Origin of the sequence: Teichococcus aerophilus (assembly GCF_014490485.1) — a bacterium.
Classification (GTDB): Bacteria; Pseudomonadota; Alphaproteobacteria; order Acetobacterales; family Acetobacteraceae; genus Pseudoroseomonas; species Pseudoroseomonas aerophila.
Genome location: NZ_JACTVA010000015.1, coordinates 41,666 through 66,524, shown reverse-complemented (window position 1 = coordinate 66,524; position 24,859 = coordinate 41,666). Strand labels below are relative to the sequence as shown.

At 68.9% G+C, this 24,859-nt stretch carries 26 protein-coding genes; 17 read left to right on the top strand and 9 right to left on the bottom strand.

The window, feature by feature from the left end:
- Window positions 1-3 precede the first annotated feature (3 nt).
- Together gmk and IBL26_RS10630 are read right to left on the bottom strand one after the other, a co-directional pair.
- Window positions 4-633, bottom strand: coding sequence for a guanylate kinase (gene gmk / locus IBL26_RS10635; protein ID WP_187784459.1), 630 nt, complete (start codon window positions 631-633; stop codon window positions 4-6).
- Window positions 630-1,526, bottom strand: a complete 897-nt coding sequence (locus tag IBL26_RS10630; RefSeq protein ID WP_187784458.1) for a YicC/YloC family endoribonuclease — start codon at window positions 1,524-1,526, stop codon at window positions 630-632. The genes gmk and IBL26_RS10630 overlap by 4 nt, the downstream gene beginning before the upstream one ends.
- A 39-nt stretch (window positions 1,527-1,565) precedes the next feature.
- Here IBL26_RS10630 and IBL26_RS10625 point away from each other — a divergent pair, with 39 nt between their 5' ends.
- Window positions 1,566-2,354 (top strand): SDR family NAD(P)-dependent oxidoreductase, encoded by a 789-nt coding sequence (locus IBL26_RS10625; protein ID WP_367615409.1) that lies wholly within the window; start codon window positions 1,566-1,568, stop codon window positions 2,352-2,354.
- Here IBL26_RS10625 and IBL26_RS10620 read toward each other — a convergent pair.
- The 6 genes from IBL26_RS10620 to fabD all read right to left on the bottom strand — a co-directional run bounded on the left by IBL26_RS10620 (window position 2,341) and on the right by fabD (window position 7,755).
- Window positions 2,341-3,225, bottom strand: a complete 885-nt coding sequence (locus tag IBL26_RS10620; RefSeq protein WP_187784456.1) for a DMT family transporter — start codon at window positions 3,223-3,225, stop codon at window positions 2,341-2,343. The genes IBL26_RS10625 and IBL26_RS10620 overlap by 14 nt on opposite strands.
- A complete protein-coding gene (gene mltG, locus IBL26_RS10615) occupies window positions 3,222-4,193 on the bottom strand; it encodes an endolytic transglycosylase MltG (RefSeq protein WP_187784455.1) in 972 nt (323 codons plus the stop codon). The genes IBL26_RS10620 and mltG overlap by 4 nt, the downstream gene beginning before the upstream one ends.
- Before the next feature lie 161 nt (window positions 4,194-4,354).
- Window positions 4,355-5,638 carry a beta-ketoacyl-ACP synthase II gene (gene fabF, locus IBL26_RS10610; RefSeq protein WP_367615408.1) on the bottom strand — a complete coding sequence of 428 codons (1,284 nt, stop codon included), beginning with the start codon at window positions 5,636-5,638 and terminating at the stop codon, window positions 4,355-4,357.
- 51 nt (window positions 5,639-5,689) lie between these two features.
- Window positions 5,690-5,929 (bottom strand): acyl carrier protein, encoded by a 240-nt coding sequence (locus IBL26_RS10605; RefSeq protein ID WP_120637424.1) that lies wholly within the window; start codon window positions 5,927-5,929, stop codon window positions 5,690-5,692.
- A 118-nt stretch (window positions 5,930-6,047) separates the two neighbouring features.
- A complete protein-coding gene (fabG, locus tag IBL26_RS10600) occupies window positions 6,048-6,782 on the bottom strand; it encodes a 3-oxoacyl-[acyl-carrier-protein] reductase (RefSeq protein WP_187784454.1) in 735 nt (244 codons plus the stop codon).
- A 16-nt stretch (window positions 6,783-6,798) separates the two neighbouring features.
- Window positions 6,799-7,755, bottom strand: coding sequence for an ACP S-malonyltransferase (gene fabD / locus IBL26_RS10595; protein WP_187784453.1), 957 nt, complete (start codon window positions 7,753-7,755; stop codon window positions 6,799-6,801).
- 301 nt (window positions 7,756-8,056) lie between these two features.
- On the opposite strand from fabD, the gene rpsF reads away from it, so the two are divergent.
- The 16 genes from rpsF (at window position 8,057) to IBL26_RS10515 (ending at window position 23,213) form a co-directional block, all read left to right on the top strand.
- The gene (gene rpsF / locus IBL26_RS10590; RefSeq protein WP_187784452.1) at window positions 8,057-8,533 is read left to right on the top strand and encodes a 30S ribosomal protein S6; all 477 of its coding nucleotides are present in this window, start codon (window positions 8,057-8,059) and stop codon (window positions 8,531-8,533) included.
- 6 nt (window positions 8,534-8,539) lie between these two features.
- Window positions 8,540-8,818 (top strand): 30S ribosomal protein S18, encoded by a 279-nt coding sequence (gene rpsR, locus IBL26_RS10585; RefSeq protein WP_187784451.1) that lies wholly within the window; start codon window positions 8,540-8,542, stop codon window positions 8,816-8,818.
- 30 nt (window positions 8,819-8,848) lie between these two features.
- Window positions 8,849-9,781, top strand: coding sequence for a DUF2232 domain-containing protein (locus IBL26_RS10580; protein ID WP_187784450.1), 933 nt, complete (start codon window positions 8,849-8,851; stop codon window positions 9,779-9,781).
- Between the two features lie 18 nt (window positions 9,782-9,799).
- Window positions 9,800-10,369, top strand: a complete 570-nt coding sequence (gene rplI / locus IBL26_RS10575; protein WP_187784449.1) for a 50S ribosomal protein L9 — start codon at window positions 9,800-9,802, stop codon at window positions 10,367-10,369.
- 239 nt (window positions 10,370-10,608) lie between these two features.
- Complete coding sequence (locus tag IBL26_RS10570) at window positions 10,609-11,844, top strand: SAM-dependent methyltransferase (RefSeq protein WP_187784448.1); 1,236 nt, start codon at window positions 10,609-10,611, stop codon at window positions 11,842-11,844.
- A gap of 212 nt (window positions 11,845-12,056) precedes the next feature.
- Window positions 12,057-13,568, top strand: coding sequence for a replicative DNA helicase (locus IBL26_RS10565; protein WP_187784447.1), 1,512 nt, complete (start codon window positions 12,057-12,059; stop codon window positions 13,566-13,568).
- Entirely contained in the window at window positions 13,555-14,634 is a 1,080-nt protein-coding gene (alr, locus tag IBL26_RS10560) for an alanine racemase (protein ID WP_241749239.1), read from the top strand. Before IBL26_RS10565 ends, alr begins: the two co-directional genes overlap by 14 nt.
- 12 nt (window positions 14,635-14,646) lie before the next feature.
- Complete coding sequence (locus tag IBL26_RS10555) at window positions 14,647-15,432, top strand: MlaE family ABC transporter permease (protein WP_187784446.1); 786 nt, start codon at window positions 14,647-14,649, stop codon at window positions 15,430-15,432.
- On the top strand, window positions 15,429-16,226 hold the full coding sequence (locus IBL26_RS10550) for an ABC transporter ATP-binding protein (protein WP_187784445.1): 798 nt from the start codon (window positions 15,429-15,431) through the stop codon (window positions 16,224-16,226). The genes IBL26_RS10555 and IBL26_RS10550 overlap by 4 nt, the downstream gene beginning before the upstream one ends.
- 3 nt (window positions 16,227-16,229) lie before the next feature.
- Complete coding sequence (locus tag IBL26_RS10545; RefSeq protein WP_187784444.1) at window positions 16,230-16,655, top strand: VOC family protein; 426 nt, start codon at window positions 16,230-16,232, stop codon at window positions 16,653-16,655.
- 293 nt (window positions 16,656-16,948) lie between these two features.
- Window positions 16,949-17,641 carry a hypothetical protein gene (locus IBL26_RS10540; protein ID WP_187784443.1) on the top strand — a complete coding sequence of 231 codons (693 nt, stop codon included), beginning with the start codon at window positions 16,949-16,951 and terminating at the stop codon, window positions 17,639-17,641.
- A gap of 59 nt (window positions 17,642-17,700) precedes the next feature.
- Window positions 17,701-19,143: a DNA repair protein RadA gene (gene radA / locus IBL26_RS10535; RefSeq protein ID WP_187784442.1), complete on the top strand. Its 1,443-nt coding sequence runs from the start codon at window positions 17,701-17,703 to the stop codon at window positions 19,141-19,143.
- 35 nt (window positions 19,144-19,178) lie between these two features.
- Window positions 19,179-19,739 carry a CvpA family protein gene (locus tag IBL26_RS10530; protein WP_187784441.1) on the top strand — a complete coding sequence of 187 codons (561 nt, stop codon included), beginning with the start codon at window positions 19,179-19,181 and terminating at the stop codon, window positions 19,737-19,739.
- A 133-nt stretch (window positions 19,740-19,872) separates the two neighbouring features.
- The gene (gene purF, locus IBL26_RS10525) at window positions 19,873-21,378 is read left to right on the top strand and encodes an amidophosphoribosyltransferase (protein WP_187784440.1); all 1,506 of its coding nucleotides are present in this window, start codon (window positions 19,873-19,875) and stop codon (window positions 21,376-21,378) included.
- Window positions 21,378-22,094 carry an SDR family NAD(P)-dependent oxidoreductase gene (locus IBL26_RS10520; protein WP_187784439.1) on the top strand — a complete coding sequence of 239 codons (717 nt, stop codon included), beginning with the start codon at window positions 21,378-21,380 and terminating at the stop codon, window positions 22,092-22,094. The genes purF and IBL26_RS10520 overlap by 1 nt, the downstream gene beginning before the upstream one ends.
- Window positions 22,095-22,205: 111 nt before the next feature.
- Window positions 22,206-23,213, top strand: coding sequence for a DUF4214 domain-containing protein (locus tag IBL26_RS10515; protein ID WP_187784438.1), 1,008 nt, complete (start codon window positions 22,206-22,208; stop codon window positions 23,211-23,213).
- Between the two features lie 145 nt (window positions 23,214-23,358).
- On the opposite strand, the gene der is transcribed toward IBL26_RS10515, so the two are convergent.
- Entirely contained in the window at window positions 23,359-24,702 is a 1,344-nt protein-coding gene (der, locus tag IBL26_RS10510) for a ribosome biogenesis GTPase Der (RefSeq protein ID WP_187784437.1), read from the bottom strand.
- Window positions 24,703-24,859 lie beyond the last annotated feature (157 nt).

Sequence of the window (24,859 nt, the reverse complement as noted above, 5' to 3'; positions counted from 1 at the left end):
TGCTCACACCTTCAACATCCCGCCGACGAAATCGGGCAGCCAGGGCTGGCGCGCGCGGGCAGTCCGCCCGGCATGCAGGATGGCGCGCACCTCGTCGACGGTGCGGTGGAACTCGTGGTTCACCAGGATATGGTCGAAATCGGCGTAGTGGCTGATCTCGTCTCGGGCGGCGTCCATGCGGCGGGCGATCTCTTCGGCAGCATCCTGCCCGCGTCCATGCAAGCGGCGTTCCAGCTCCACCAGGCTCGGCGGCAACAGAAATACGCCAACCACGTCGCCCGGCAGCGCCTGCCGCAACAACTGGTGCCCCTGCCAGTCGATATCGAACAGCACATCCCGCCCGGCGGCCAGCGCCTGCTCCACCGCCGCGCGCGGCGTGCCGTAGAAGCGGCCGAACACCTCCGCCCACTCCAGCAGCTCGCCGGCATCGATCATCCGCTGGAACTCCTCCCGCTCGCGGAAGAAATAGTGCACCCCTTCCTGCTCGCCCGGCCGGGGCTTGCGGGTGGTGGCGCTGACGGAAAGCCGCAGATCCGGCTCCCGCTCCAGCAGCGCGCGGCTGACCGAGGATTTGCCCGCGCCGGAAGGGGCGGAGAGCACGAGGCACAGGCCACGCCGGGAAATCTGGTTCATTCGACGTTCGCCGCCTGCTCGCGCAGCCGCTCGATCGCGGCCTTCAGATCCAGGGAAATGCCGGTCAGCCCCAGGCTGGCCGACTTGGCGCCGAGCGTATTCGCCTCCCGCCCGAATTCCTGCGCCAGGAATTCCAGCCGCCGCCCCGCCGGCTCGCCGGAAGCCAGCAGCGCCCGCGCCGCCTGCACATGCGCCGCCAGCCGGTCCAGCTCCTCCCGCACATCAGATTTCTGCGCCAAAAGCGCCACCTCGGTGACCAGCCGCTCCTCCGGCACCCGCCGCTCGCCTTCCAACAGCTCCGCCAACGCGGCACTCAGCCGGGCGCGGTGCGCCGCTGGCTGCTCCGCCGCCAGCGTGGCCGCCTGCTCCCGCAGCGTGCCGATCTCGTCCAGCAACGCGCCAAGGATGTCGGCCAGCTTGTCGCCCTCCTCCCCGCGCGCAACCGCCAGATCATCCAGCGCCTTCATGAAGCCGGCGGCGATGGCGGCATGGCGGGCCTCTTCCTCGCCTTCCCGCGCCTCGGGCACCTCGGTCCGCAGCACGCCCGGCATCAGCAGGATGCTCTCGGCCCGCGGCGCCGGGCCGCCGGGAATGCGCGCCGCCAGTTCCAGCGCCAGGGCCAGCGCCTGTTCCAGCGCCACCGGGTCGGGCGTCAGCCGCGGCGCCGGCCGTTCCTCCCGCTTCACGCTGAGGGTGGCGGAGATATTGCCGCGCTTGAAGCGGGACGCCGCCGCATCGCGCAGCTTCGGCTCCAGCGCCTCATGCCCCGGCGGCAGCCGCAGCCGCACATCCAGGCCACGCCCGTTGACGCTGCGCAATTCCCACACGAAACCCGTGCCGTCCGGCAAGGAGCCTGCTTGCCGGGCGAAGCCGGTCATCGAAAAAAGGGCCATGGGCGGCCTTCTCTTACCCTCCGCCGCAGGATGCAAGACATGACGGACTATCCCTGGCGCCATATCGCCATCACCGGCGCCTCCTCCGGCCTGGGGCGCGCCCTGGCGGAGGCCTGCGCGGCGCCGGGAACCACCCTCTACCTCACCGCCCGGGATGCCAGCCGGCTGGAACAGGCCGCCACCGCCTGCCGCGCCGCCGGCGCCACGGTGGTGGCCTCGGTGCTGGATGTGCGGGACCAAGCCGCCTGCACCGCCTGGGTCGAAGGCATGGAACGGCTGGACCTGCTGATCGCCAATGCCGGCATTTCCGGCGGCACCGGCGGCGGCGCCGAGCCCGCCACCCAGGTCCGCGCGGTGTTCGAGACCAACCTGGTGGGCGTGCTCAACACCACCCTGCCCGCCCTGGCCCGCCTCGCCACCCAGGAACCCGATTCGCAAGGTCTGCGCGGCCGCGTCGGCGTGGTCGCTTCAGTGGTCGGCTTTGTCGCCGCCCCCAGCGCCCCGGCCTACTCGGCCAGCAAGGCGGCCGTGCAACGCTGGGCGGAAGCCACGGACGCCACCCAGCGCCGCCATGGCATCCGCCTGCACGCCATCTGCCCGGGCTTCATCCGCACGCCGATGACGGCGCCGAACCGCTTCCCGATGCCCTTCATGATCTCGCCGGAGGAAGCCGCGCGCCGTACCCTGGCCGGGCTGGCGGCGGGCCACACGCGCATCGCTTTCCCCCGCCGCACCTACTGGCTGTTCCGCCTGCTGGGCGCCGTGCCGCGCGGGCTGATGGCCTGGGCCTCCCGCGCCGTACCGGCGAAGGATGTCAGCGCCGCGTAGCCAGCCACACCCCGGCCAGCACCACGGCGCCGCCTGCCAGAACATGCGGCGCCGGCAACTCGCCCAGCCACAGCGCCGCCACCGTGGCGGCGGAGACCGGCTGCAGGTACCCCACCAGCGAGGCCTTGGCCGCCGGCGCCCGCGTCAGCAGCACGATGAACAGGGAGAGTGGCACCGCCGAGCCCAGCACGCCCAGCAGCAGCAACACCAGCCACACATCGCCCGGCTGCACGAAGGCCGCCGTCCCGTTCACCAGCAGCGCCGCCGGCAGCGCCACGGCGAAGGCCACCACCTGCTGGCCGACCACCAGGTGCTCCGGCACCTCCGGCCGCACCCAGCGCACATACAAGGTGCCGCTGGCATAGCTCGTGGCGGTGGCCAGCATCATCAGCGCCGCACCCAGCCCAGCCTCGCCCGAGACCGCCCGAGGCCCCAGGATGATGCCGATCCCCAGCAGCCCCAGCGCCAGGCCCAGGAACAGCCCGCGTCCGCGCACTTCCTCCCGGAACAGCACCAGGCTGGCCGTGCCCACCAGCAAAGGAGAGATGGACTGGATCAGCGCCGCCGGCGCGCTCTCGATGCCACCCATGGCGGTGGCGGTCAGCAGGTTGGGCACCCAGCCATTCAGCGTGCCCACCACCAGGATATGGCCCCAGATGGCCCGCCCGCGCGGCCAGCGCAGCCGCCCGCTGACCAGCAGGAACAGGATGACGGCACTGCCGGAGAACGCGGCGCGGACGGTCGCCACCGCCATCGGCGGCATCAACGGCGCCACATGGCGCAGCAGGGGGAAACAGGCGCCCCACAACCCGGCGATCACCACCAGACGCAGCCACAGCTCGGACCGCGTCAGTGGCGCCGGGGCGGTCACTGCGGGTTGGCGCGCTGACGCTCGATCTGCCGCCAGCGGGCGACGTTGCGGTTATGCTCCTCCAGCGTGCGGGCGAAGGCATGGCCGCCGGTGCCGTCGGCGACGAAGTAGATGTCGTCCGTATCCATCGGCCGCAGCACCGCCTTCAGCGACTCCTCGCCCGGGCTGGCAATCGGCCCCGGCGGCAGCCCGCGCACGCGGTAGGTGTTGAACGGATGGTCGCGGTCCAGATCCGCCCGCGTCAGCGCCCGCTCCAGCGGCGCGCCATCGGCGGCGGCATAGGCCACGGTCGGATCGGATTGCAGCGGCATGCCGCGCCGCAGCCGGTTGATGAACACCCCCGCCACATGCGGCCGCTCCGCCGGCTGGCCGGTCTCACGCTCGACGATCGAGGCCAGCACCAGTGCCTCCCGCGGCGAGGCCAGGGGCAGGCCCTCGGCCCGCTCCTTCCACAACCGCTCCAACACCGTGGCCATCGCCTGGGTCGCGCGGCGCGCCAGCGCCGCCCGGGTGTCGCCATACTGGTAGGAATAGGTCTCGGGCAGCACGCCCCCCTCATCCAGCGCCGGGGTATCGCCGGTCAGCCCGGGCGCGGCATCGATCAGCGCGACGATCTGCTTGGCGGTCAGCCCTTCCGGGATGGTCAGGCGGCGCTGCACCGGCCGGGCCGTGCGCAGCACATCCAGCACCTGCGCCACGGAGCCATGGGCCGGGAACAGGTATTCGCCGGCCCGCAGCGGCCCGGCCTCCCGCGTCACCCAGGCGGCGGCGGCGAAGATGCGCGCGTCGCGGATGGCGCCCTGCTCCACCAGCGCCGCCCCGATCGCCTCGGAGGAGCTGCCGCGCGGAATGACGATGGCGGTGGGCTGCCCCAGCGGCCCAGGGGCGCGCCATTGCTCCCACGCCCACCAGGCGCCACCGCCAGCGAGCAGGACCAGCACGAGAAGGGCGAGCAACGCCTTGCGCATGGACCCTCGATCATCCGTGAGAAGAAAATCCGGGGTTCACGGCCCCCGGTCGGCCGGCCTGCCGGGTCTGGGGCCCGGAGGAAGGGTCCGCGCATCTGCTGCACGATCCCCTGTTCATGGCCCGACGCCCACCCGCCATGGCGGGCGGGGCGGCGCCCCGGTCAGGGCGCCTTGCGGAACAGGATGCTGGCGTTGGTGCCGCCAAAGCCGAAGCTGTTGGAGAGCGCCACGTCGATCTTCCGCTCCTGCGGCACCTTGGCCACGCGGTCGATCACGCTCTCCCGCGACGGCTTCTCCAGGTTCAGCGTCGGCGGTGCCACGCCGTCCCGGATGGCCAGGATGGAGAAAATGCCTTCCACCGCGCCCGCCGCGCCGAGCAGATGCCCGATGGCCGACTTGGTGGAGGACATGGCAAGGCCCTTTGCGGAATCCCCGAACATCTTCTCGACCGCTTCCAGCTCCAGATCATCGCCCATCGGCGTCGAGGTGCCGTGTGCGTTGACGTACTGGACATCGGCCGGCGTCACGCCGGAATTCTTGAAGGCGGCCTTCATGGCGCGGTAGGCGCCGTCATGGCCTTCCGCCGGGGCGGTGATGTGGTAGGCGTCGCCCGACATGCCGTAGCCGATGACCTCGGCATAGATCTTGGCGCCGCGCTTCTTGGCGTGCTCGTACTCTTCCAGCACCATCACGCCGGCACCCTCGCCCATCACGAAGCCGTCACGCCCCTCGTCCCACGGGCGGGAGCCCTGGTCCGGCGAGTCGTTGAAGGCCGTGGAGAGCGCGCGGGACGCGCAGAAGCCGGCAATGCCGATCTCGCACACCGCGGCCTCGGTCCCGCCCGCCACCATCACGTCGGCATCGCCGAGCGCGATTAGCCGGGCAGCGTCGCCCAGCGCATGCACACCGGTCGCGCAGGCCGTCACCACCGCGTGGTTCGGGCCCTTGAAGCCGTACTTGATGGAGACGTGGCCGGAGGCCAGGTTGATCAGCGAGGCCGGGATGAAGAACGGCGAAAGCCGCTTCGCCTTGCCCTGCCCGACGAGCTGGGACCCGTTGTAGATTTCCGGCAGGCCACCGATGCCCGAGCCGATCATGACGCCCGTGACGTAACGATCTTCCTCGGTCTCGGGCACCCAGCCGGAGTCCTCGACCGCTTCCGAAGCCGCCACGAGGGCGAGCTGGATGAAGCGGTCCATCTTCTTCTGGTCCTTGACCGGGATCCACTCGTTGAAGTCGAGCTTCCCCTCGGTCTTGGAACCGGACGGCACCTCGCCGGCGATCTTCGCCGGCAGGTCCTTGGCGTCAAACAGGCTGATCGGGCCAATCCCGCTTTCGCTGGCAAGCATCCGCTGCCACACATGCGCGACGCCGACGCCGAGAGGGCTGGCAATGCCCATCCCGGTGACGACGACGCGGCGCGGCGTCGTCAGAGAACCGAACACGCGTGTAACCTCCCGACTTTAATCTGTCAGACGCTCAAGGACGAAGGGGCCTCAGGCCGCCTTCTGCGCCTCGATGTAGTCGATCGCGTCCTTGACGGTCGTGATCTTCTCGGCGGCGTCGTCCGGGATCTCGACCCCGAAGGCCTCCTCGAACGCCATCACCAGCTCGACGGTGTCGAGGCTGTCGGCACCCAGGTCGTCGATGAACGACGCCTCGGAAGTCACCTTGGCTTCCTCGACGCCGAGGTGCTCGACAACGATCTTCTTCACCTTGTCGGCGGTATCGCTCATGGCGACTTCTCCTGCTGGAACACTGCTGCCTGCGGCGGCGGGTGGGAACAGCCCCATCCCATGGACCGCGCGGGCTTAACACGGAAGCTTCACGGGGAACAATTCCCCGGAAGCGGGTTCAGATCATCGCCATCCCGCCATTCACATGGTGAGTGGCGCCGGTGACCCACCCGGCCTCGTCGGAGGAGAGATAGGCAACGGCGGCCGCAATATCAGCCGCCTCGCCCATCCGCCCCATCGGAATCCGCTCCATCAGCCGCGCCTTCTGCTGGTCGTTCAGCGCGTCCGTCATCGGCGTGGCAATGAAGCCCGGCGCCACCACGTTCACCGTGATGCCGCGGGACGCCAGTTCCTGTGCCAGAGACTTGCTCATGCCGATCAGCCCGGCCTTGGCCGCGGCGTAGTTCGCCTGGCCAGGATTGCCGGTGACGCCGACGATGGAGGCAATGGATATGATGCGCCCGGTCCGGCGCTTCATCATGCCGCGCATGGCGGCACGGGCCAGCCGGAACGGGGCGGTCAGGTCGACCTCCAGCACGTCCGACCAGTCCTTGTCGGCCATCCGCATGGCCAGGCCATCGCGGGTGAAGCCGGCATTGTTGACCAGGATGTCCAGCTTGCCGAAGGCCGCTTCCACCTGCTCCACAAGCGCGGCGGGTGCCGCGGGGTCGCTCAGGTTGGCGGGGGCGACCAGCGCGCCCTCCAGCTCGGCCGCCAGCGTCTCGAGCACTTCCTTGCGGGTGCCGGACAGCGCGACTTTGGCGCCCTGGCGGTGCAACGCACGGGCAATCTCCGCGCCAATGCCGCCGGTCGCACCAGTGACCAGCGCCACCTTGCCTTCGAGGCTGAACATATCCCGGACTATTCCCTTACAGGCTCTTCAGAAAAGCTTCGATGTCGGCGGGGTTGCCCACCGACATGGCCTGCGCATCCGGCGCCAGCCGCTTGGCCAGCCCGGTCAACACCTTGCCGGAGCCGATTTCGACGAACCGGTCCACGCCCAGTTCCAGCATGGTGCCGACGCATTCGCGCCACCGCACCGTGCCCGTCACCTGCCGGACCAGCAACTCCCGAATCTCCGCCGGGTCGGTCGCCTTGGCGGCGGAGACGTTGGCGATCAATGGCACCACCGGCGGCCGCAGCTCGGCCACAGCCAGCGCCTCCGCCATCGCGTCCGCGGCCGGCGCCATCAGGGAGGAGTGGAACGGGGCGGAGACCGGCAGGATCATCGCCTTGCGGATGCCCTCGGCCTTGGCCATCTCGACCGCGCGCTCGACGGCGCCGCGATGGCCAGAAATCACCACCTGCCCGCCGCCATTGTCGTTGGCGGCCTCGACCACTTCATGCATGCCCTCGGGCGACTCGGCCGCGCGCTCGCAGATGGAACGGGCCTGGGCCATCTCGGCCCCCAGCAGCGCCGCCATGGCACCGATGCCGGCGGGCACGGCCTTCTGCATGGCCTCGCCGCGCAGGCGCAGCAGGCGGGCGGTGGTCGGCACGTCGAAGGTCAGGGCGGCGGCGAGGGCGCTGTACTCGCCCAGCGAATGGCCAGCCACCAGCGCGACGCGGGACTTCAGGTCGAAGCCACCCTCCTGCTCCAGCACCCGCAGCACCGCCAGGCTCACCGCCATCAGCGCCGGCTGGGCGTTGGCGGTCATCGTCAGCTCCTCCACCGGTCCCTCGAACATGAGGCGGGAGAGGCTTTGCTTCAGGGTCTCGTCCACCGCCTCGAACACTTCGCGGGCGGCGGGGAAGGCTGCTGCGAGGTCGCGGCCCATGCCGACGGCCTGGCTGCCCTGGCCCGGGAACACAAAGGCGAGCGGCATTGGACGGTTTATTTCCCACGTGTGAATGGCGGCGGCGGGGTAGAGGCGGGGCGGGCGGGTGTCAAGGAATCCTTGGCAACATTGTGGCATACATCGCGCTTCGCCAGGGGCTGGCAGGCCGAATTTCCTTGATCTTCCAGGCCGGCCTGACCGAATCCTTTGACTTCGCCCCTCCCCCCATGCTTTACGCCGCCCACCCTGCCGGGCGCGTGGCATCGCGCCCGGCTATGCCCGTTTGCGTTCTTCCCCGGCATGGTGCCGGAGGAACGACCCGGGGCTGAGACAGCCATAGGGAGATCCCATGCCGCTTTACGAAACCGTGCTGATCGCACGTAACGACCTGTCGCAGCAGCAGGTCGACACCATCACCGACCAGGTTTCCTCCATTATCACCGATGCCGGTGGTGAGGTGAAGAAGCGCGAGTACTGGGGCCTCCGTGGCCTGGCGTACCGCATCAAGAAGAACCGCAAGGGGCACTACGTGCTTCTCGGCCTCGACTGCCCGGCCTCCGCCGAGCAGGAGATGGCGCGTCAGCTGGGCCTGAACGAAGACGTTCTGCGCCACATGACGCTGCGGGTCGAGGCGATCGACGCCGAGGCGCCCTCCGCCATCCTCGCCAAGCGTGGCGATGACCGTGAGCGTGACCGTGGCTTCCGTGGCCCGCGCCCGGCCGGCCGCTTCTCCTCCGGCCGTGGCCGTGAGCGCAGCGACGACCGCGAAGAGTTCCGCGCCCGTCCGCGGGACGAGATGGACCCCAGCAACGGTGGCGAGGAGTAATCGATCATGTCCGATTCCGCTGACCTGAACCCCGCAGCCCGCCGCCCCGCCGTCGGTGCGCGCCGCCCGTTCTACCGCCGCCGCAAGTCCTGCCCGTTCTCCGGTCCCAACGCGCCGAAGATCGACTACAAGGACGTGCGCCTGCTCTCTCGCTTCCTGAGCGAGCGCGGCAAGATCGTGCCGAGCCGCATCACGGCCGTGTCGGGCAAGAAGCAGCGCGAGCTGGCGAACGCCATCAAGCGCGCCCGCTTCCTGGCCCTGCTGCCCTACGTCATCAACGACTGACGACACCGGCAAGAAAACGGACATAGTGGCTTGAGCACCAACCAGCCCCGGACCGGACTGGCCAACGACCCGCGTATCCTCGCGGGCGCGGCGGCCGGGCTCGTCTCCGCACTGGTGGCACTCTGGGCACTGCACGGCCTGCCGATGGGCGCGGTCCTGTTCTGGTTCGCGCCGCTGCCGCTGTTCCTGGCGGGGCTGGGCTTCGGCCTGACCGCCGCGCTCATCGCGGTGGCGGTGGCGGGGCTGGGCCTTTCCCTGGTCAGCCCGGGCATCGGGCCGGTCGCGGTGTATCTGGGCTTCCTCAGCCTGCCGGCGGTCGTGTCGCTGGTGCTGGGGCTGCCCAACGGCAGCCGTCCCGGGCCTTCGCTCGGGTTGCCGCTTGCGCTGCTCGGCATCTGGCCGGCCTTCCTGGTCGTGCTGGCCGCGATGGTGCTCGGCGGGCCGGATGCCGGGCTGGAAACCTCGCTGCGCGATGCGGTGTCCCAAAGCCTCACCCGCATGGGTGTGGAAGCGCCGGATGGGATGGTCGAACAGATCGTCCGCCTGAAGGCGGGGGCACTGGCCTTGTGGCTGAGCTTCGTGCTGGTGGCCAACGCCGCCTTCGCGCAGCGCCTGCTGCTGCGCCGGAACCTGGCCCTGCTGCCGCGCATCCGCTGGAGCGAGGCCCGCCTGCCCCGCTGGTATCCCATCCTGCCGGCCATCGCCGGCGTGGTGTGGCTGCTGGCGGACCCGGCGGCGGATCTCTTCCCGCTGTCGCTCGGCCTGGCCCTCGGCGTTCCGTTGCTGCTGCAAGGTCTGGCGGCGCTGCACACCCGGCTTCCGCCGGCGAAGTGGCGCACGCCGGTGCTCGTCGCCGCCTATGTCTCGCTTCTCGTCTTCGTCCAAGCCGGCGCCATCATTCTGGTGGCGCTGGGTCTCGTTGAACAATTCGGGCGCCGTAACCCGCCGCCCGCCAACACGTAAGATCGGGGTTCAAAACCGATGATCGATGTCATCCTGATGCAGCGGGTCGAGAAGCTCGGCCAGATGGGGGATCAAGTCTCCGTCCGGCCCGGCTACGCCCGTAACTTCCTGCTCCCCCAGGGCAAGGCCATCCGCGCGAGCAAGGCCAACCTGGAGCGCTTCGAGAAGGAGCGCGTCCAGCTGGAGGCGCTCAACCTCAAGCGTCGTGAAGAAGCCGAGCGCGTGGCCGAGCGGATGGACGGCCTGTCCGTCGTCATCATCCGCCAGGCCGGCGAGTCCGGCGGCCTGTACGGCTCCGTCAGCGCCCGCGACATCGCGGACGCCGCGAAGGAAGCCGGCCTGACCGTCAGCCGCACCCAGATCCTCCTGGAGCAGCCGATCAAGTCGCTGGGCATTTCCAGCGTCCGCGTCGAGCTGCACCCGGAAGTGCACCTGCCCCTCAGCGTCAACGTGGCCCGCAGCCCCGAAGAAGCCGAGAAGCAGGCGCGCGGCGAGGACCTGCGCGCCGAGCAGCAGGCCGAGGACGACAGCCTGGAGGCCGAGCTGGCCGCCGAGCTGTCCGAGTTGGGCGCTGCTTCCGAGCAGTAAGGTCAACTGCTGCATGAACGCATGGGGCGGAAACGCCACAGGGCATGCAACCAGATGGTTGGCGAAAGGGGCGTTCCGCAAGGAGCGCCCCTTTTTCTTGGCCGCCCCTAATCGGCTGCCTCAATCAGCCTCATCGAAAGAATGCGATGAAGCTTTCGTAAGCTTTCCGTTCACTCGGCTGGACAAGTGCGTTTCCCAATCGCCACGATATCTACCGTGGTGAAGAGGAAGGCTCGGGCATGCTGTTCGACCGTATTCTATCCCGCCTAATCAGACGCGGGACCTTGACCGTCCGCTACCCGGACGGCCGCATCCTTGAGTATCGCGGCACCGACGGGCCTGGCCCGTCCGCCGGGTTTGAGCTTCGGGACTGGCGCACAGTCCGGCGCCTGTGCAGCAACCCTACCCTGGCCTTCGGCGAAGGCTACATGGATGGCGGCATCGTCCCGATGGGCTGCAGCCTCTACGACATGACCGACCTCATGGTGCTCAACATGATGGAAGGCGGCGGCCACCCGGCTGAGAAAGTGATGGAATGGGTCCGCTGGGGCCGCCGGCACCTGGACCAGTTGAACCCCGCCAGCCGCGCCCGGCGCAACGTGGCGCACCACTACGACCTGAACGGCCGCCTCTATGCCCTCTTCCTGGACCGGGACCGGCAGTATTCCTGCGCCTACTTCCCCACCGGCGAGGAAACGCTGGAAGAAGCCCAGCTGCTGAAGAAGCGCCACATCGCCGCCAAGCTGCATTTCGACCGGCCGGACCTGGAAGTACTGGATATTGGCTGCGGCTGGGGCGGCATGGCCCTGCACCTGGCGCGCGAGCATGGCGCCCGCGTTACCGGCATCACCCTCTCGACCGAACAGCTGGACGTCGCCCGCGGCCGCGCCGCCGAGGCCGGGCTGTCCGACCGCGTGCGGTTCGAGCTGATGGACTACCGGGACTGGAAGCGCCCGGTCGACCGTATCGTCTCGGTCGGCATGTTCGAGCATGTGGGGATCGACCACTACAAGACCTTCTTCCGCACCGTGAAGGGCGCGCTGAAGGAGGATGGCGTGGCGCTGATCCACGCCATCGGCCGCAGCGACGGCCCCGGCAGCACCAATGCCTGGATCACCAAGTACATCTTCCCCGGCGGCTACTCGCCCGCGCTGTCCGAAGTGCTGCCGGCGGTGGAGAAGTCAGGCCTCTGGGCCACGGATATCGAGGTCCTGCGCCTGCACTACGCCCACACCCTGGCCCACTGGCGCCGCCGCTTCGCCGCCAACCGGGACGCGATCCAAAGCCTCTACGACGAACGCTTCTGCCGCATGTTCGAGTTCTACCTGGTCGGCTCCGAACTGGCCTTCCGCCGCATGGGGCACATGAACTGGCAGATCCAGCTAACGCGGAAGGTGGACACCCTCCCCCTCTCCCGCGACTACATGCTGGATGCGGAGCGCAAGGCCGTCGCCTGCCCGCGGGAGGATGCCTGAAAGGAGGGCCGGGGAAGGAATTCCCCGGCCTGCTATCGCCGGACCTGGCGTCAAACCGCCCGCCAACCGCGGCCGGCACCATTTTATCCCCCTCGCTCCCTCCGCCCGGCGCCTTCACCCGCAACGCTTGTGAAGCCCAAGGCCAAAACCATCCCCGTTATCCACAGCCTGCCTCTCCCCTGAGAGGGCGCGGACCGGCTAGCTTGGGCGGCATGAACAGCGTCCCGAAATCCGACGGCCTCCTCAGCGTGGCCCAGCGCCTTCCGCCGGCGAATCTCCAGGCGGAACAGGCGCTGCTCGGTGCCCTCCTGGCCAACAACAAGGCCTATGAGCGTGTCTCGGAATTCCTGGCCCCGGACCACTTCGCCAACGCCGTGCATGGCCGCATCTTCGCCGCCATCCAGCGCCGGGTCGAAGCCGGGCAGCTAGCCGATGCCGTGACCCTGCGCGCGGAGTTCGAGCATTCCGGCGTGCTGCAGGAAGTCGGCGGCGCCGCCTACCTGGCCCAGCTGCTCTCCGCCATGGTCGGCATCATCAATGCCGGCGAGTATGGCCGCGTCATCCATGACGCCTGGCTGCGCCGCCAACTGGTCGACCTGGGCGAGACGGTGGTCAACCGCGCCTTCGGCTCGGAGGACGAGCTGGCGGCCAAGGAGCAGCTGGAAGCGGCCGAGCAGGCGCTGTTCGACCTCGCCAAGGATGGCGGCAACGAGGGCGGCTTCGTCACCTTCGGCCGGGCGCTGACCGATGCTGTCAGCCTGGCGGAAAAGGCGTTCACCAGCGGCGGCGGCGTCTCCGGCCTCTCCTCCGGCCTGCGGGACCTCGATGCCAAGACCGGCGGCCTACATCCGTCGGATCTGCTGATCCTCGCCGGCCGCCCCGGCATGGGCAAGACGGCGCTGGCCACCAAGATCGCCTTCGGCGCCGCGCAGGACATCCTGCGCCGGACGGAGGAAGAGCACGGCCCTGGCGCCGTGCCACGCGGCGGCTGCGCCATTTTCTCCCTGGAAATGAGCGCGGACCAGCTCGCCACCCGCCTGCTCTCCGAAGCCTCCCGCATCTCGGGTGACCGCATCCGCCGTGGCGAGATCATGCAGCGGGACTTCGACCGCTTCGTGGAAGTCAGCCGGGACCTGTCCCGCCTGCCGCTCTATATCGACGACACGCCCGCCATCACCATCTCCGCCCTCCGCACCCGCTGCCGCCGGCTGAAGCGCACGCGGGGGCTGGATTTCATCGTGGTCGACTACCTGCAGCTGATGCGCCCCGCCGCCGGCAGCCGGCCCGAGAACCGCGTGCAGGAAATCAGCCAGATCACGCAGGGCCTGAAGGCCATCGCTAAGGAGCTGGCGGTGCCGGTCATGGCGCTCTCCCAGCTCTCCCGCCAGGTCGAGAGCCGGGAGGACAAGCGCCCGCAGCTCTCCGATCTTCGCGAATCCGGCTCGATCGAGCAGGACGCCGACATGGTGATGTTCGTCTACCGCGACGACTACTACCTCAAGATGCAGGAGCCGAAGGACGTTAACTTCGACAACGGCGAGAAGCTGCAGGACGCCATCAGCAACTGGCAGGCGCGGATGGAGAAGGCGCATAACCGCGCCGACCTGATCGTCGCCAAGCAGCGCCACGGCCCCACCGGCACCATCCCGCTGTTCTTCGAGGCCGAGTTCACCCGCTTCGGCGACCTCGACATCACCCATGGCGGCCACCATGACGACTATTGAGGCGATGCAGGAGGCCCTGGCCGGCGAGCTGGAGGTCGATCTCGGTGCCATCGTCGCCAACTGGCACACGCTGCGAAACCGCCATGGCGCCGATATCGCCGGGGTGGTGAAGGCGGATGGCTACGGCCTGGGTGCCGTGCCGGTGGCGCTGGCGATGGCCGGCGCCGGCTGCCGGCATTTCTTCGTGGCGCAGTTGCAGGAAGGCCTCGCCCTCCGGCAGGCCATCGGCAACGCGCCGATGATCGCGGTGCTGGGCGGCTTCCCCCCCGGCGCCGATTCGGGCGCCGGCCTCACCCCCGTGCTGAACACGCCGCAGGACATCGCCGCCTGGGCCGCCGCGCCGCGCCAGAATGCCGGCGTCATCCTGCACCTGGATACCGGGATGGAGCGCCTCGGCCTCTCCGCCGCCCAACGGGCGGAACTGCCGCCGGGCGTGTTGGACAACGCCGGGCTGCGCTACGTCATGACCCACCTGGCCTGCGCGGACGACCCCGGCCATCCGCTGACCGCCCTGCAGGTCTCCCGCTTCGCCGAGGCCGCCGGGGCCTTCCCGGACACGCCGCGCAGCCTGGCCAATTCCGCCGGCCTGTTCCGTGGCCTGACGTCGGACCTCGCCCGCCCCGGCTGCGCCGCCTACGGCATCAACCCGACGCCGGGCCAGCCGAACCCGATGCGGCAGGTAATGCGGCTGACCATCCCGATCATCCAGTTGCGGGACGTCCCGGCCGGCACCCCGGTCGGCTACGGCGCCACCTGGATTGCGAAGCGTGACAGCCGGATCGCGACCATTGCCGCCGGCTATGCCGACGGTTACCTTCGCGCGTTGTCCAGCCGGGGCATCGGCATCATCGCCGGCCGCCCTGTGAAGCTGGTAGGCCGGGTCTCCATGGATCTCATCACCCTCGACGTGACGGATGCCGGCGACATGCAGGTGGGCGACCGCGTGGAAATGATCGGCCCCGGCCAGACGCCGGACGAGGTGGCGGCCCTGGCCGGCACCATCGGCTATGAAGTATTGACCAGCCTCGGCGCACGCTACCGCCGGCGCTATCTCGGCGCGGCATGAAGGCTCCCTGAATTGCAGTATCTCCTGAACTTCCTGGCTGCCATCGGGCGCAGCGTGCTCGGCCTGTGCCGTGGCGCGGGCGCCATCGCGCTGTTCGCGGTGGAAGGCGTGTCGCATCTGGTGCGCCCGCCCTTCTATCCCCGCCTGATCGGCCGCGCCTTCGTCGAGATCGCCTATTTCTCCCTGCCGGTGGTGTCGCTGACGGCGGTGTTCACCGGCATGGTGCTGGCGCTGCAATCCTATTCCGGCTTCTCCCGCTTCGGCGCGGAAAGCGCGGTGGCGAACGTGGTGGTGCTCTCCATCACGCGGGAGCTTGGCCCGGTCCTGGCCGGCCTGATGGTCGCCGGCCGCATCGGCGCCTCCTTCGCCGCCGAGATCGGCACCATGCGCGTCACCGACCAGATCGATGCGCTGACCACCCTCTCCACCAACCCCATGAAGTACCTGGTGGCGCCGCGCCTGCTGGCCGGCGCCTTGGCCATGCCGCTGCTGGTGGTGGTGGCGGACATCCTGGGCGTCATGGGCGGCTGGCTGATCGGCACCGCCAAGCTCGGCTTCGGCTCGGCCAGCTACCTCAACTCCACCCTCAACTTCCTGGAACCGATGGACGTCATCTCCGGCCTGGTGAAGGCGGCGGTGTTCGGTTTCCTGGTAGCGCTGATGGGCAGCTACCACGGCTATAACAGCAAGGGTGGCGCCCAGGGCGTCGGCGCGGCCACCACGGCCGCCGTGGTCTCCTCCTCCATCCTCATCCTCGCCCTGGACTACGTGCTGACCGAGATGTTCTTCTCCCGATGAGCAGCACCCTCCCCCCCGCCAGTGCCGGCACGCCCAAGATCCGCCTGCGCGGCCTGAAGAAGACCTTCGGCACCAAGAAGGTGCTGGATGGCGTGGACCTGGACGTCCAGGCCGGCCAGGGCATGGTCATCCTCGGCGGCTCCGGCTCCGGTAAGTCGGTCACCATCAAGTCCATCCTCGGCCTGATCCAGCCCGATGCCGGCACCATCGAGATCGATGGCCGGGACGTGCTGTCGATGAATCGGCGGGAGCGCGAGGCGCTGAACGACCGCATCGGCATGCTGTTCCAGAACGCCGCGCTGTTCGACAGCCTGCCGGTCTGGGAGAATGTCTGCTTCAAGCTGCTGGCCCAGAAGCGCATCACCCGCGCCAAGGCGCGGGACAAGGCGGGCGAGATCCTCAACCAGGTCGGCCTCGACGGCAGCGTCGGCGACCTCTCGCCCTCCGAGCTTTCCGGCGGCATGCAGAAGCGCGTCGGCCTGGCCCGCGCCATCGCCACCCAGCCCGACATCATCTTCTTCGATGAGCCGACCACCGGCCTGGACCCGATCATGGGCGCGGTGATCGACGGGCTGATCGTCGATTGCGTGAAGAAGCTGGGCGCCACCGCGGTCTCCATCACCCACGACATGGCCAGTGCCCGCCGCATCGGCGATACGGCGGCGATGATCCATAAGGGCCGCATCGTCTGGACCGGCCCGGCCGCCACGCTGGGCGATACCGGCAATGCCATGGTGGACCAGTTCGCCAGGGGCGAGCGCGAAGGCCCCATCAGCATGGAACTGCGGAAATAGGCCATGGAACAGCGGCTCAGCCTGGTCACCCTGGCTGTCGCTGACCTGGCCCGGGCCACGGCATTCTATGAGGCCCTCGGCTGGCAACGCGGCATGCGGCAAGCCGAGGGCGTCAGCTTCTTCCAGGCCGGCGGCGTCATCGTCTCGCTCTACCCCCGCGCCGACCTGGCCGCCGATTCCGGCGTGGCGCCGGCGGGCAGCGGCTTCGGCGGCATCGTCCTGGCCTACAACACCCGCGACAAGGCCGAGGTCGACAGCGTGCTGGCCGAGGTATCCCAGGCCGGCGGCCGCGTCACCAAGCCGGCGTCGGACGCCTTCTGGGGCGGCTACACGGGCTGCTTCGCGGACCTCGATGGCCACCTGTGGGAAGTGGCCTGGAACCCGGATTTCTCCATCGCGCCGGATGGGGCGGTGACGCTTCCGGGCTGAGATTGGGCAGGAAGGAAGGCTGGGGAAAGAATTCCCCAGACACACCTTTTTTCTGATTCTCCGCCAGCCTGTGAAGATCATTGCTTAATGCTGGCCCACGCGCGGCGGTCTCAGCTGCCTAGGGCGAGGCGGCCCAGCCGTAGCCAGCCCCTGAAAACGTACAGAAAAAGATGAGTGTGGTCCGGAGGGAGAATTCCTGCTCCCTCCAGCGCCTGGCCATCGGCGCACCCGCCCGGCAACCCGTTCTTCATTTTTCTCACCTAAACAGGGGGCTTTCCACCGGAGCCCCGCCGATGACCGCCCAGGCCCTGTCCGACCTTGCCGGCGCCGAGCCCATCCCAGGCCTGCGGGCCGCGATCACGGCCGAGATCGCGCCGATGTTCAAAGAGATGCGCACCTTCGTGGACCGCCGCATCGCCGAGCTGAGCGCCGAGGTCTGCGCCACCTCCGAGATGGCCGACATGGCGGAGGAGAAGCTCTCCGGCCAGCTCAGCAAGGTGCATGAGCAGATCGCCCAACTCGTCGCCATCCCCGCCGCCAGCACCCGCAACAGCGGGTTGGAGCTGGAGGCGGTGGTGCAGGCGACCGAGGCCGCCGCCAACACCATCATGGAAGCCACCGAGGCCATCCAGGCCTGGATCACCAGCGGCCAGAAGGACCAGGCATCGATCGAGGCGCTCTCTGCCCGGGTGAACTCCATCTTCGAAGCCTGCAGCTTCCAGGACGTCACGGGCCAGCGCATCCGCCGCGCCATCCAGCACCTGCAGCAGGTGGAGAACATGCTGGAACAGATCGTCCCCGGCGCCGGCCTGACGCCCGGGGCGCCGCAGGTGCAGGTACGGACAGAGATGCGGACGGTGGTGGCCGCCGCGGATTCGTCGGACCTGTCGCAGGATGCCATCGACGCGCTGCTGAACGGTGCGGCCGCGCCGCCGCCCATGGCACCGATGTCGCAGGCGGAGATCGATGCATTGCTGAACAGCTGAGCGCAGACAGCGCGCCAGTAGCTCTACCCCCTGTGCGCGTTTTGTTCTAAAACTGCCCCATGGCCAAATCCGTCACCCGCTTCGTCTGCCAGAATTGCGGCGCCATCAGCGCCAAGTGGCAAGGCCGCTGCGACACCTGCGGCGAGTGGAACACCATCACCGAGGAAGCGCCGGAAATCCGCGCCCCCGGCCCTGCCGGCAAAAGCGCCGGTGGCCGCAAGATCGAGTTCGTCGGTCTCAAGGGCCGGGCCGATCCGCCGCCGCGCACCCGCACCGGCATCGCGGAGCTGGACCAGGTGCTGGGCGGTGGCTTCGTCCCCGGCTCCGTCGTGCTGGTGGGCGGTGACCCTGGCATCGGCAAATCTACCATCCTGTTGCAGGCCGCCGCCAAGGTCGCCTCGGCCGGCAAGCGCACCCTCTACATCTCGGGCGAGGAAGCCATCGACCAGGTGCGGATGCGCGCCCAGCGCCTCGGCCTGGCCGACAGTCCCCTCGGCCTCGCCGCCGCCACCAGCCTGCGCGACATCGCGGCAAGCCTGGAGGAAGAGCGCGACGCCACCCTGGTCATCATGGACTCGATCCAGACCGTATGGCTGGACAGCCTCGACTCGGCCCCCGGCACCGTCTCTCAGGTCCGCGCCTGCGCGGCGGAGCTGGGGCGGCTGGCCAAGACGCGCGGCTTCGCCCTCGTCCTTGTCGGCCACGTCACCAAGGAAGGCACCCTCGCCGGCCCCCGGGTGCTGGAGCACATGGTGGACGCCACCCTGTATTTCGAAGGCGACCGCGGCCACCAGTTCCGCATCCTGCGCGCGGTGAAGAACCGCTTCGGCGCCACGGACGAGATCGGCGTCTTCGAGATGACCGATCGCGGCCTGGTCGAGGTCACCAACCCCTCCGCCCTGTTCCTGGCGGAACGGCGCGGCAACATTTCCGGCAGTGCCGTCTTCGCTGGCATGGAAGGATCACGCCCCGTGTTGGTGGAGATCCAGGTGCTGCTTTCCCCCAGCGCCAACGGGGGTTCCCCTCGCCGGCAGGTGGTGGGGTGGGATTCCGGGCGGCTGGCCATGCTGATGGCGGTGCTCGAATCGCGCGCCCGGGTCGGCCTCGGCCAGAACGACGTCTATCTCAACGTGGCCGGCGGCCTGCGCATCGGCGAGCCGGCGGCGGATCTCGCCGTCGCCGCCGCGCTGATCTCGGCGGCGACGGACCGGCCCACACCACCGGACATGGTGTTCTTTGGTGAGGTCGGCCTTTCCGGCGAAGTGCGGCAGGTGGCGCAGACCGATACCCGCCTGCGGGAAGCCGCCAAGCTGGGCTTCGCCGCCGCCACCCTGCCCCGCCGCGTCGCCCGTGGCGGCCGCGCGCCCTCGGCCCCCGAAGGGCTGCGCCTGTCCGAGATCGGCCACCTGGCCGACCTGGTCGCGCCGCTGGCCGCCGGCGCCAAGCCGAAAGCCGCCGGGAAGCCGGCCAACAAGCCCGCCCCGGCCGAAACCGAGGGCTGACACCGCATCGCCGCCCCGGTATAGGCTGCGCCACGATGACCTGGGTCGATGGCGTTGTCCTCGCGGTGCTCGCGCTCTCGGCGCTCATCGCTTACTTTCGCGGCTTCGTGCGGGAGGTGCTGGGAATCGGCGCCTGGGCCGGCGCGATCGTCGTCGCCTTCTGGTTCCAGCCGGCGCTGAAGCCCCTGGTGCTGAAATACCTGCCCGAAAGCTGGATGGCGGAGATCGTCGCCCTCGGCATCGGCTTCCTCGTCACGCTGCTGGTGCTGAAGCTGCTGATCTCCTGGCTGACCGGCGCCGTCCGCCATTCCGTCCTCGGGGGGGTGGATCGCGCCCTGGGCATCGTGTTTGGATTCGCCAGAGGTGCTTTCCTCGTCGTGCTCGCCTATATCGTGGGCGGGCTGTTCCTGCCGTCCACCGACCGATGGCCGGACGCGGTGCAATCGGCCCGGACCCTGCCGATCGTGGCCGATGCGGCCAAGACACTTGTGTTACAACTACCGCCAGAGTATCGCCCCCGCCTGCCGGAGCTGCCGCAACGCAGCATGCCGAGCATGGACGAATTGCTGAGGCCCCCCGCCCGGGACCGCGGCTGAGCATGGTCGCCACCGGTAGCCGCACCGGATGGCGTGAACCATGCGACCGAACGAAGACTGAGGGGATGGCCTCCACGGGCCGCTCTCTCGGACCCGGCCCCCGCCGGATTTGAGCCTTCCGGCCCGTCCGGAAATGAGGATGCCGATGCACTCCATGCTCTCGACCAACCCCTGGGACCAAGACTCCGGGGACGACGACCATTTCAAAGAGGAATGCGGCGTCGTCGGCATCTGGAACGCCGCCGACGCGGCGGCGCTGGCCGCCCTCGGCCTGCATGCCCTGCAGCATCGCGGGCAGGAAGCCGCCGGCATCGTCGCCCTGTCCGAGAAGGGTGAATTCAACGCTCATCGCGGCCAGGGCCTGGTGGGCGATACCTTCAGCAGCGCCAAGGTGATGGCCGGCCTGCCCGGCCGCACCGCCGTCGGCCACAACCGCTACGCCACGACGGGCGAGACCGCGCTGCGCAACGTGCAGCCGCTCTATGCCGAGTTCGAGTTCGGTGGCCTCGCCGTCGCGCATAACGGCAACCTGACCAATGCCAACGTGCTGAAGCGTGCCCTGGTCCGCCGCGGCTGCCTGTTCCAGAGCACGACCGATTCCGAAGTCTTCATCCACCTCATCGCCATCAGCCTCTACGCCAATGTCATCGACCGGCTGATCGACGCGCTGAAGCAGGTGCAGGGCGCCTATAGCCTGATCGCGCTGCATGACGGCGCCATGATCGGTGCGCGGGACCCTCTGGGCGTCCGCCCGCTGGTGCTGGGCCGCCTGGGCCCGGCCGAGGGCGGCAGTTGGGTGCTGGCGAGCGAGACCTGCGCGCTGGACATCGTCGGCGCCGACTTCGTGCGGGACGTGGAGCCGGGCGAGCTGGTGGTCATCGACCATAACGGCCTGCGCAGCATCCGCCCCTTCGGCCGGGTGCAGAGCCGCTTCTGCATCTTCGAGTACATCTACTTCGCCCGCCCCGACTCCGTGGTCGAAGGCACCAATGTCTACGAGGTTCGCAAGCGCATCGGCGCCGAACTCTCCCGCGAAAGTGGCGTGGAGGCCGATGTCATCGTGCCGGTGCCCGATTCGGGCGTGCCCGCCGCCATGGGCTACGCCGCCGAGAGCGGCATCCCGTTCGAGCTGGGCATCATCCGCAACCACTATGTCGGCCGCACCTTCATCGAGCCGACCGACCAGATCCGTAATCTGGGCGTGAAGCTGAAGCACTCCGCCAACCGCCCGATGATCGAGGGCAAGCGGGTGATCCTGGTGGACGATTCCATCGTCCGCGGCACCACCAGCCGCAAGATCGTCGAGATGGTGCGCGCCGCCGGTGCCAAGGAAGTGCATATGCGCATCTCCTCGCCGCCCACCACGCATCCCTGCTTCTACGGCATCGACACGCCGGAACGCGCCAAGCTGCTGGCCGCCAACCATGACGTCGAGGAGATGGCGCGCATCATCGGTGCCGACAGCCTCGCCTTCATCTCCTTGGACGGCCTGTACCGCGCCCTTGGGCAGGACAAGCGTGACGCCTCCAAGCCAAGCTATTGCGACGCCTGCTTCACCGGCGACTATGCCATCCCGCTGACCGACCTCGTCGGCCATGCGGAGCGCGTGCCCACCTTGTTGGCGGCGAACGGGGTCTGATGACGGATAAGCCTCTCCAGGGCCGCGTGGCCCTGATCACCGGCGCCAGCCGCGGCATCGGTGCCGCGCTGGCGGTGGAAATGGCCCGCCAGGGTGCCCAGTGCGTGCTGATCGCCCGCACCCAGGGCGGGCTGGAGGAAACCGACGACGCCATCCGCGCCGCCGGCGGCCTGCCCGCCACCCTGCTGCCCTTCGACCTGGTGAAGGCCGAGGCGCAGATCGACGCCATTGGCCCCTCGATCGTCGAGCGCTTCGGGCGGCTGGACATCCTGGTCCACAATGCGGGCGAACTGGGCAAGCTGACCCCCGTCGCGCATATCGACCCGAAGGACTGGGTCAATGTCATGGGCGTCAACATGACCGCCACCTGGCGCCTGATCCGCACCTGCGACCCGCCGCTACGGGCTTCCGATGCCGGCCGGGCCGTCTTCCTCACCACCGGCCGCGTGCAGCGCCCCAAGGCCTATTGGGGCCCCTACGGCGCCACCAAGGCCGGCATGGAGCACCTCGTTCAGACGTGGGCGCAGGAAGTCGAGAAGACACCCGTGAAGGTCAACCTGTTCGACCCCGGCATCGTCGCCACCCGCATGCGCGGCACCGCCATGCCGGGCGAGGACCCGGCGAGCATCCCCCAGCCCGGCGACGTGGCGCCGCTGATCGCCACCCTCTGCCACCCCGCCGAGGCCCGCCACGGCGAGACGGTGCTGGCCGCCTGAACGGTCGCGCGCGGGTTTCACCCCGCGCGCACGTTCCGTTGATCGCGTCCGCATGGCGCAACTTCCCCTCCCCGCACCGGTTGTCCGGCTGGCTAAAGAGGAGGACCTGCCATGGCCGTGAATGTTCCGCGTTACCAGACCCCGGGCGCCCCCGGCGTGCTGCTGGGTTCGGACGGCAATGACAACTACCAGGGCGGCGCTGGCTACGACGTCGCCCAGATCGATGCGGGCCGCCGCGGCAGCATCGTCACCGACGGCCCTAATGGCCCGACCTCCGTGCTCAGCACGGCTGGCCTGGACAGCCTGAACAGCGTCGAGACCCTGCTCTTCATCGATGGCCGCGAGGTCTACAACCCCGAGGACCATGCCGCACAGGTCAGCCGCCTGTACGACATCGTGCTCGGCCGTGAAGCCGACCAGGGCGGCCTGAACTTCTCCATCAATTGGATGGACGATGGCGCGTCGATGTCGACCATCGCCAGCTCGTTCCTGAACAGCGGCGAGTTCACTGGCAAGTTCGGCCAGGGTCTGACCAACGCGCAGTTCGTCAACGTGCTGTATGAGAACATGCGCGGCGCCGAAGGCTCCGCCAACGAAGTCTCGTTCTGGACCGCACAGCTGGACAACGGCTCTCTGAGCCTGGGCGATGTGGCGACCCATTTCGCCAACTCCGCCGAGGGCCTGGCCGCCAACTCCGCCACCCTGGCCGCCGGTATCTGGGACCGCGACGAGAGCGCCATCTCGATCGCCAACCTCTATGACGCGGCGTTCGACCGCCTGCCGGATGAGGGCGGCCTGGCTACTTGGGTCAATGAGATCCATTCCAACGGCACCTCTATGGGTGACATCGCCAAGTACTTTTACAGCAGCGGTGAAGCCCAGACGAAGTACGCTCCGTTGAGCGACATGGACTTCGTAAACACCATCTACCAGAACGCCCTGGACCGCGATGCCGATGCGGGCGGGATGGCCACCTGGACCAGCGAACTGGCCAGCGGCAACCTCTCCCGCGCGGACGTTATCCTGTTCATCTCCGATAGCCCGGAGCACCAGGCCCTGACCGCCGACCTGTTCCAGAGCGAGAACCCGCTCAACTACGGCGTCAGCGTCATCGCCTGACCCTGGTTGCCTGATCTTTGGCGCGCGACCACTGCTGCTTGCGGCAGTGGTCACGTCCCGAGTTCGGCACGAAGGTGCCGGCTAACGGCTCTAATCCTGGCCGCACGCTCCAACGAAAAAGGGCCCCTTCTCAGGGGCCCTTTCTTCAATCCTGGTCGACATAGGGGTTGGTGGTACCCCGCAGCTGCAGCCGGATCGGTACCCCCGGCATGTCGAACGCATCGCGGAAGCTGTTCACCAGGTAGCGCCGGTAATCCTCCGGCAGGTCCTCGGCGCGCGGGCCGAAGATGACGATCGTCGGCGGCCGTGCCTTCGGCATGGTGGCGTAGCGCAGCTTGATGCGGCGGCCGTCGGCCAACGGCGGCTGGTGCCGGCTTAGCGCACCCTCGAACCACCGGTTCAGCTCGCCGGTCGGCACGCGCTTGTTCCAGCGCTCCAGCGTCTCCCGCACAGCCGGCATCAGCTTGTCCACGCTGCGCCCGGTGGCGGCTGACATGGCGACCACGGTGATGCCCTTCAGCTGCGCCAGAGAGGTCTGCAGCGTGTCCTCGATGCCACGCCGAGCAGCGATCCGATCCTCGACCGCGTCCCACTTGTTCAGTGCGATGATCACGGCGCGGCCCTCACGCTCCGCCAGCCGGGCGATGCGCAGATCCTGCTCGTCCAGGCCCAGCAGCGCGTCCAGCACCAGCACAGCGATCTCGGCTTCCTTCAGCGCGTTGATCGTCGCGCCGACGGACATCTGCTCCAGCCCCTCGACGATCTTGGCCTTCTTGCGCATGCCGGCGGTGTCGACGATCCGCACGCGGCGGCCCGTGTCGTCCAGGAACTCGCTGGTCACCGCATCGCGGGTCAGGCCGGGCTCGGGGCCGGTGATCATCCGCTCCTCACCCAGCAAGGCGTTCAGCAGGGTGGACTTGCCGGCATTCGGGCGGCCGACGATGGCCAGCCGCAGCGGCCGGTCCTTGTCGTCCTCGTCTTCCTCCGCTGGCTCCTCCGGCAGCATCGCCGCGGCGGTGGAATGCAGGTCGGAAATGCCCTCGCCATGCTCGGCGGAAATGGCGATAGGGTCGCCGAAGCCCAGTTCATAGGCCTCCAGCGCCGCCATGCCGCCATGGCGGCCCTCGGTCTTGTTGGCCACCACCAGCACCGGCACGCGCTGCCGGCGCAGCCAGGTGCCGAAGGCGCGGTCGGACGGCGTCAGCCCGGCCTTGGCGTCGATGACGAACAGGATCAAATCGGCCTGCTTGATCGCGGCCTCGGAACTGGCGCGCATGCGGCCGGCGACGGTATCGGGCGGCGCCTCCTCCAGCCCCGCCGTGTCCAGCAGCAGGATATCGCGGCCGCCGATGCGCGCCTCGTATTCCTTGCGGTCACGGGTGACGCCGGGCGTGTTGTCCACGATGGCGAGCTTGCGGCCCACCAGCCGGTTGAACAGCGTGGACTTGCCGACGTTGGGGCGGCCGATGATGGCGATACGAGGAAGCATGGGCTGGCTTTACAGCGGAACCACGCGCAGGGAAATCACACAGTGAACATGCCCGCCATGGCAGGGCGTCAAACGCTGTGTTCTTCGGTCTGAGGGGGAGAAAGGCCGGGGAAAGAATTCCCCGGGCCCCTTCTTTTCTTTTTTCGCATTTTTGGGT

What these genes read in the sequence shown, in the direction of transcription:
- rpsF (WP_187784452.1), top strand. Translation starts at nt 8,057, where the DNA reads ATGCCGCTTTACGAAACCGTGCTGATCGCACGTAACGACCTGTCGCAG.
- radA (WP_187784442.1), top strand. Translation starts at nt 17,701, where the DNA reads ATGGCCAAATCCGTCACCCGCTTCGTCTGCCAGAATTGCGGCGCCATC.
- IBL26_RS10515 (WP_187784438.1), top strand. Translation starts at nt 22,206, where the DNA reads ATGGCCGTGAATGTTCCGCGTTACCAGACCCCGGGCGCCCCCGGCGTG.
- rpsR (WP_187784451.1), top strand. Translation starts at nt 8,540, where the DNA reads ATGTCCGATTCCGCTGACCTGAACCCCGCAGCCCGCCGCCCCGCCGTC.
- IBL26_RS10570 (WP_187784448.1), top strand. Translation starts at nt 10,609, where the DNA reads ATGCTGTTCGACCGTATTCTATCCCGCCTAATCAGACGCGGGACCTTG.
- rplI (WP_187784449.1), top strand. Translation starts at nt 9,800, where the DNA reads ATGATCGATGTCATCCTGATGCAGCGGGTCGAGAAGCTCGGCCAGATG.
- IBL26_RS10605 (WP_120637424.1), bottom strand. Translation starts at nt 5,929, where the DNA reads ATGAGCGATACCGCCGACAAGGTGAAGAAGATCGTTGTCGAGCACCTC.
- IBL26_RS10540 (WP_187784443.1), top strand. Translation starts at nt 16,949, where the DNA reads ATGACCGCCCAGGCCCTGTCCGACCTTGCCGGCGCCGAGCCCATCCCA.
- IBL26_RS10520 (WP_187784439.1), top strand. Translation starts at nt 21,378, where the DNA reads ATGACGGATAAGCCTCTCCAGGGCCGCGTGGCCCTGATCACCGGCGCC.
- IBL26_RS10530 (WP_187784441.1), top strand. Translation starts at nt 19,179, where the DNA reads ATGACCTGGGTCGATGGCGTTGTCCTCGCGGTGCTCGCGCTCTCGGCG.
- IBL26_RS10545 (WP_187784444.1), top strand. Translation starts at nt 16,230, where the DNA reads ATGGAACAGCGGCTCAGCCTGGTCACCCTGGCTGTCGCTGACCTGGCC.
- gmk (WP_187784459.1), bottom strand. Translation starts at nt 633, where the DNA reads ATGAACCAGATTTCCCGGCGTGGCCTGTGCCTCGTGCTCTCCGCCCCT.
- IBL26_RS10550 (WP_187784445.1), top strand. Translation starts at nt 15,429, where the DNA reads ATGAGCAGCACCCTCCCCCCCGCCAGTGCCGGCACGCCCAAGATCCGC.
- IBL26_RS10630 (WP_187784458.1), bottom strand. Translation starts at nt 1,526, where the DNA reads ATGGCCCTTTTTTCGATGACCGGCTTCGCCCGGCAAGCAGGCTCCTTG.
- purF (WP_187784440.1), top strand. Translation starts at nt 19,873, where the DNA reads ATGAGGATGCCGATGCACTCCATGCTCTCGACCAACCCCTGGGACCAA.
- fabD (WP_187784453.1), bottom strand. Translation starts at nt 7,755, where the DNA reads ATGCCGCTCGCCTTTGTGTTCCCGGGCCAGGGCAGCCAGGCCGTCGGC.
- IBL26_RS10625 (WP_367615409.1), top strand. Translation starts at nt 1,566, where the DNA reads ATGACGGACTATCCCTGGCGCCATATCGCCATCACCGGCGCCTCCTCC.
- alr (WP_241749239.1), top strand. Translation starts at nt 13,555, where the DNA reads ATGACGACTATTGAGGCGATGCAGGAGGCCCTGGCCGGCGAGCTGGAG.
- der (WP_187784437.1), bottom strand. Translation starts at nt 24,702, where the DNA reads ATGCTTCCTCGTATCGCCATCATCGGCCGCCCCAACGTCGGCAAGTCC.
- fabG (WP_187784454.1), bottom strand. Translation starts at nt 6,782, where the DNA reads ATGTTCAGCCTCGAAGGCAAGGTGGCGCTGGTCACTGGTGCGACCGGC.
- IBL26_RS10565 (WP_187784447.1), top strand. Translation starts at nt 12,057, where the DNA reads ATGAACAGCGTCCCGAAATCCGACGGCCTCCTCAGCGTGGCCCAGCGC.
- mltG (WP_187784455.1), bottom strand. Translation starts at nt 4,193, where the DNA reads ATGCGCAAGGCGTTGCTCGCCCTTCTCGTGCTGGTCCTGCTCGCTGGC.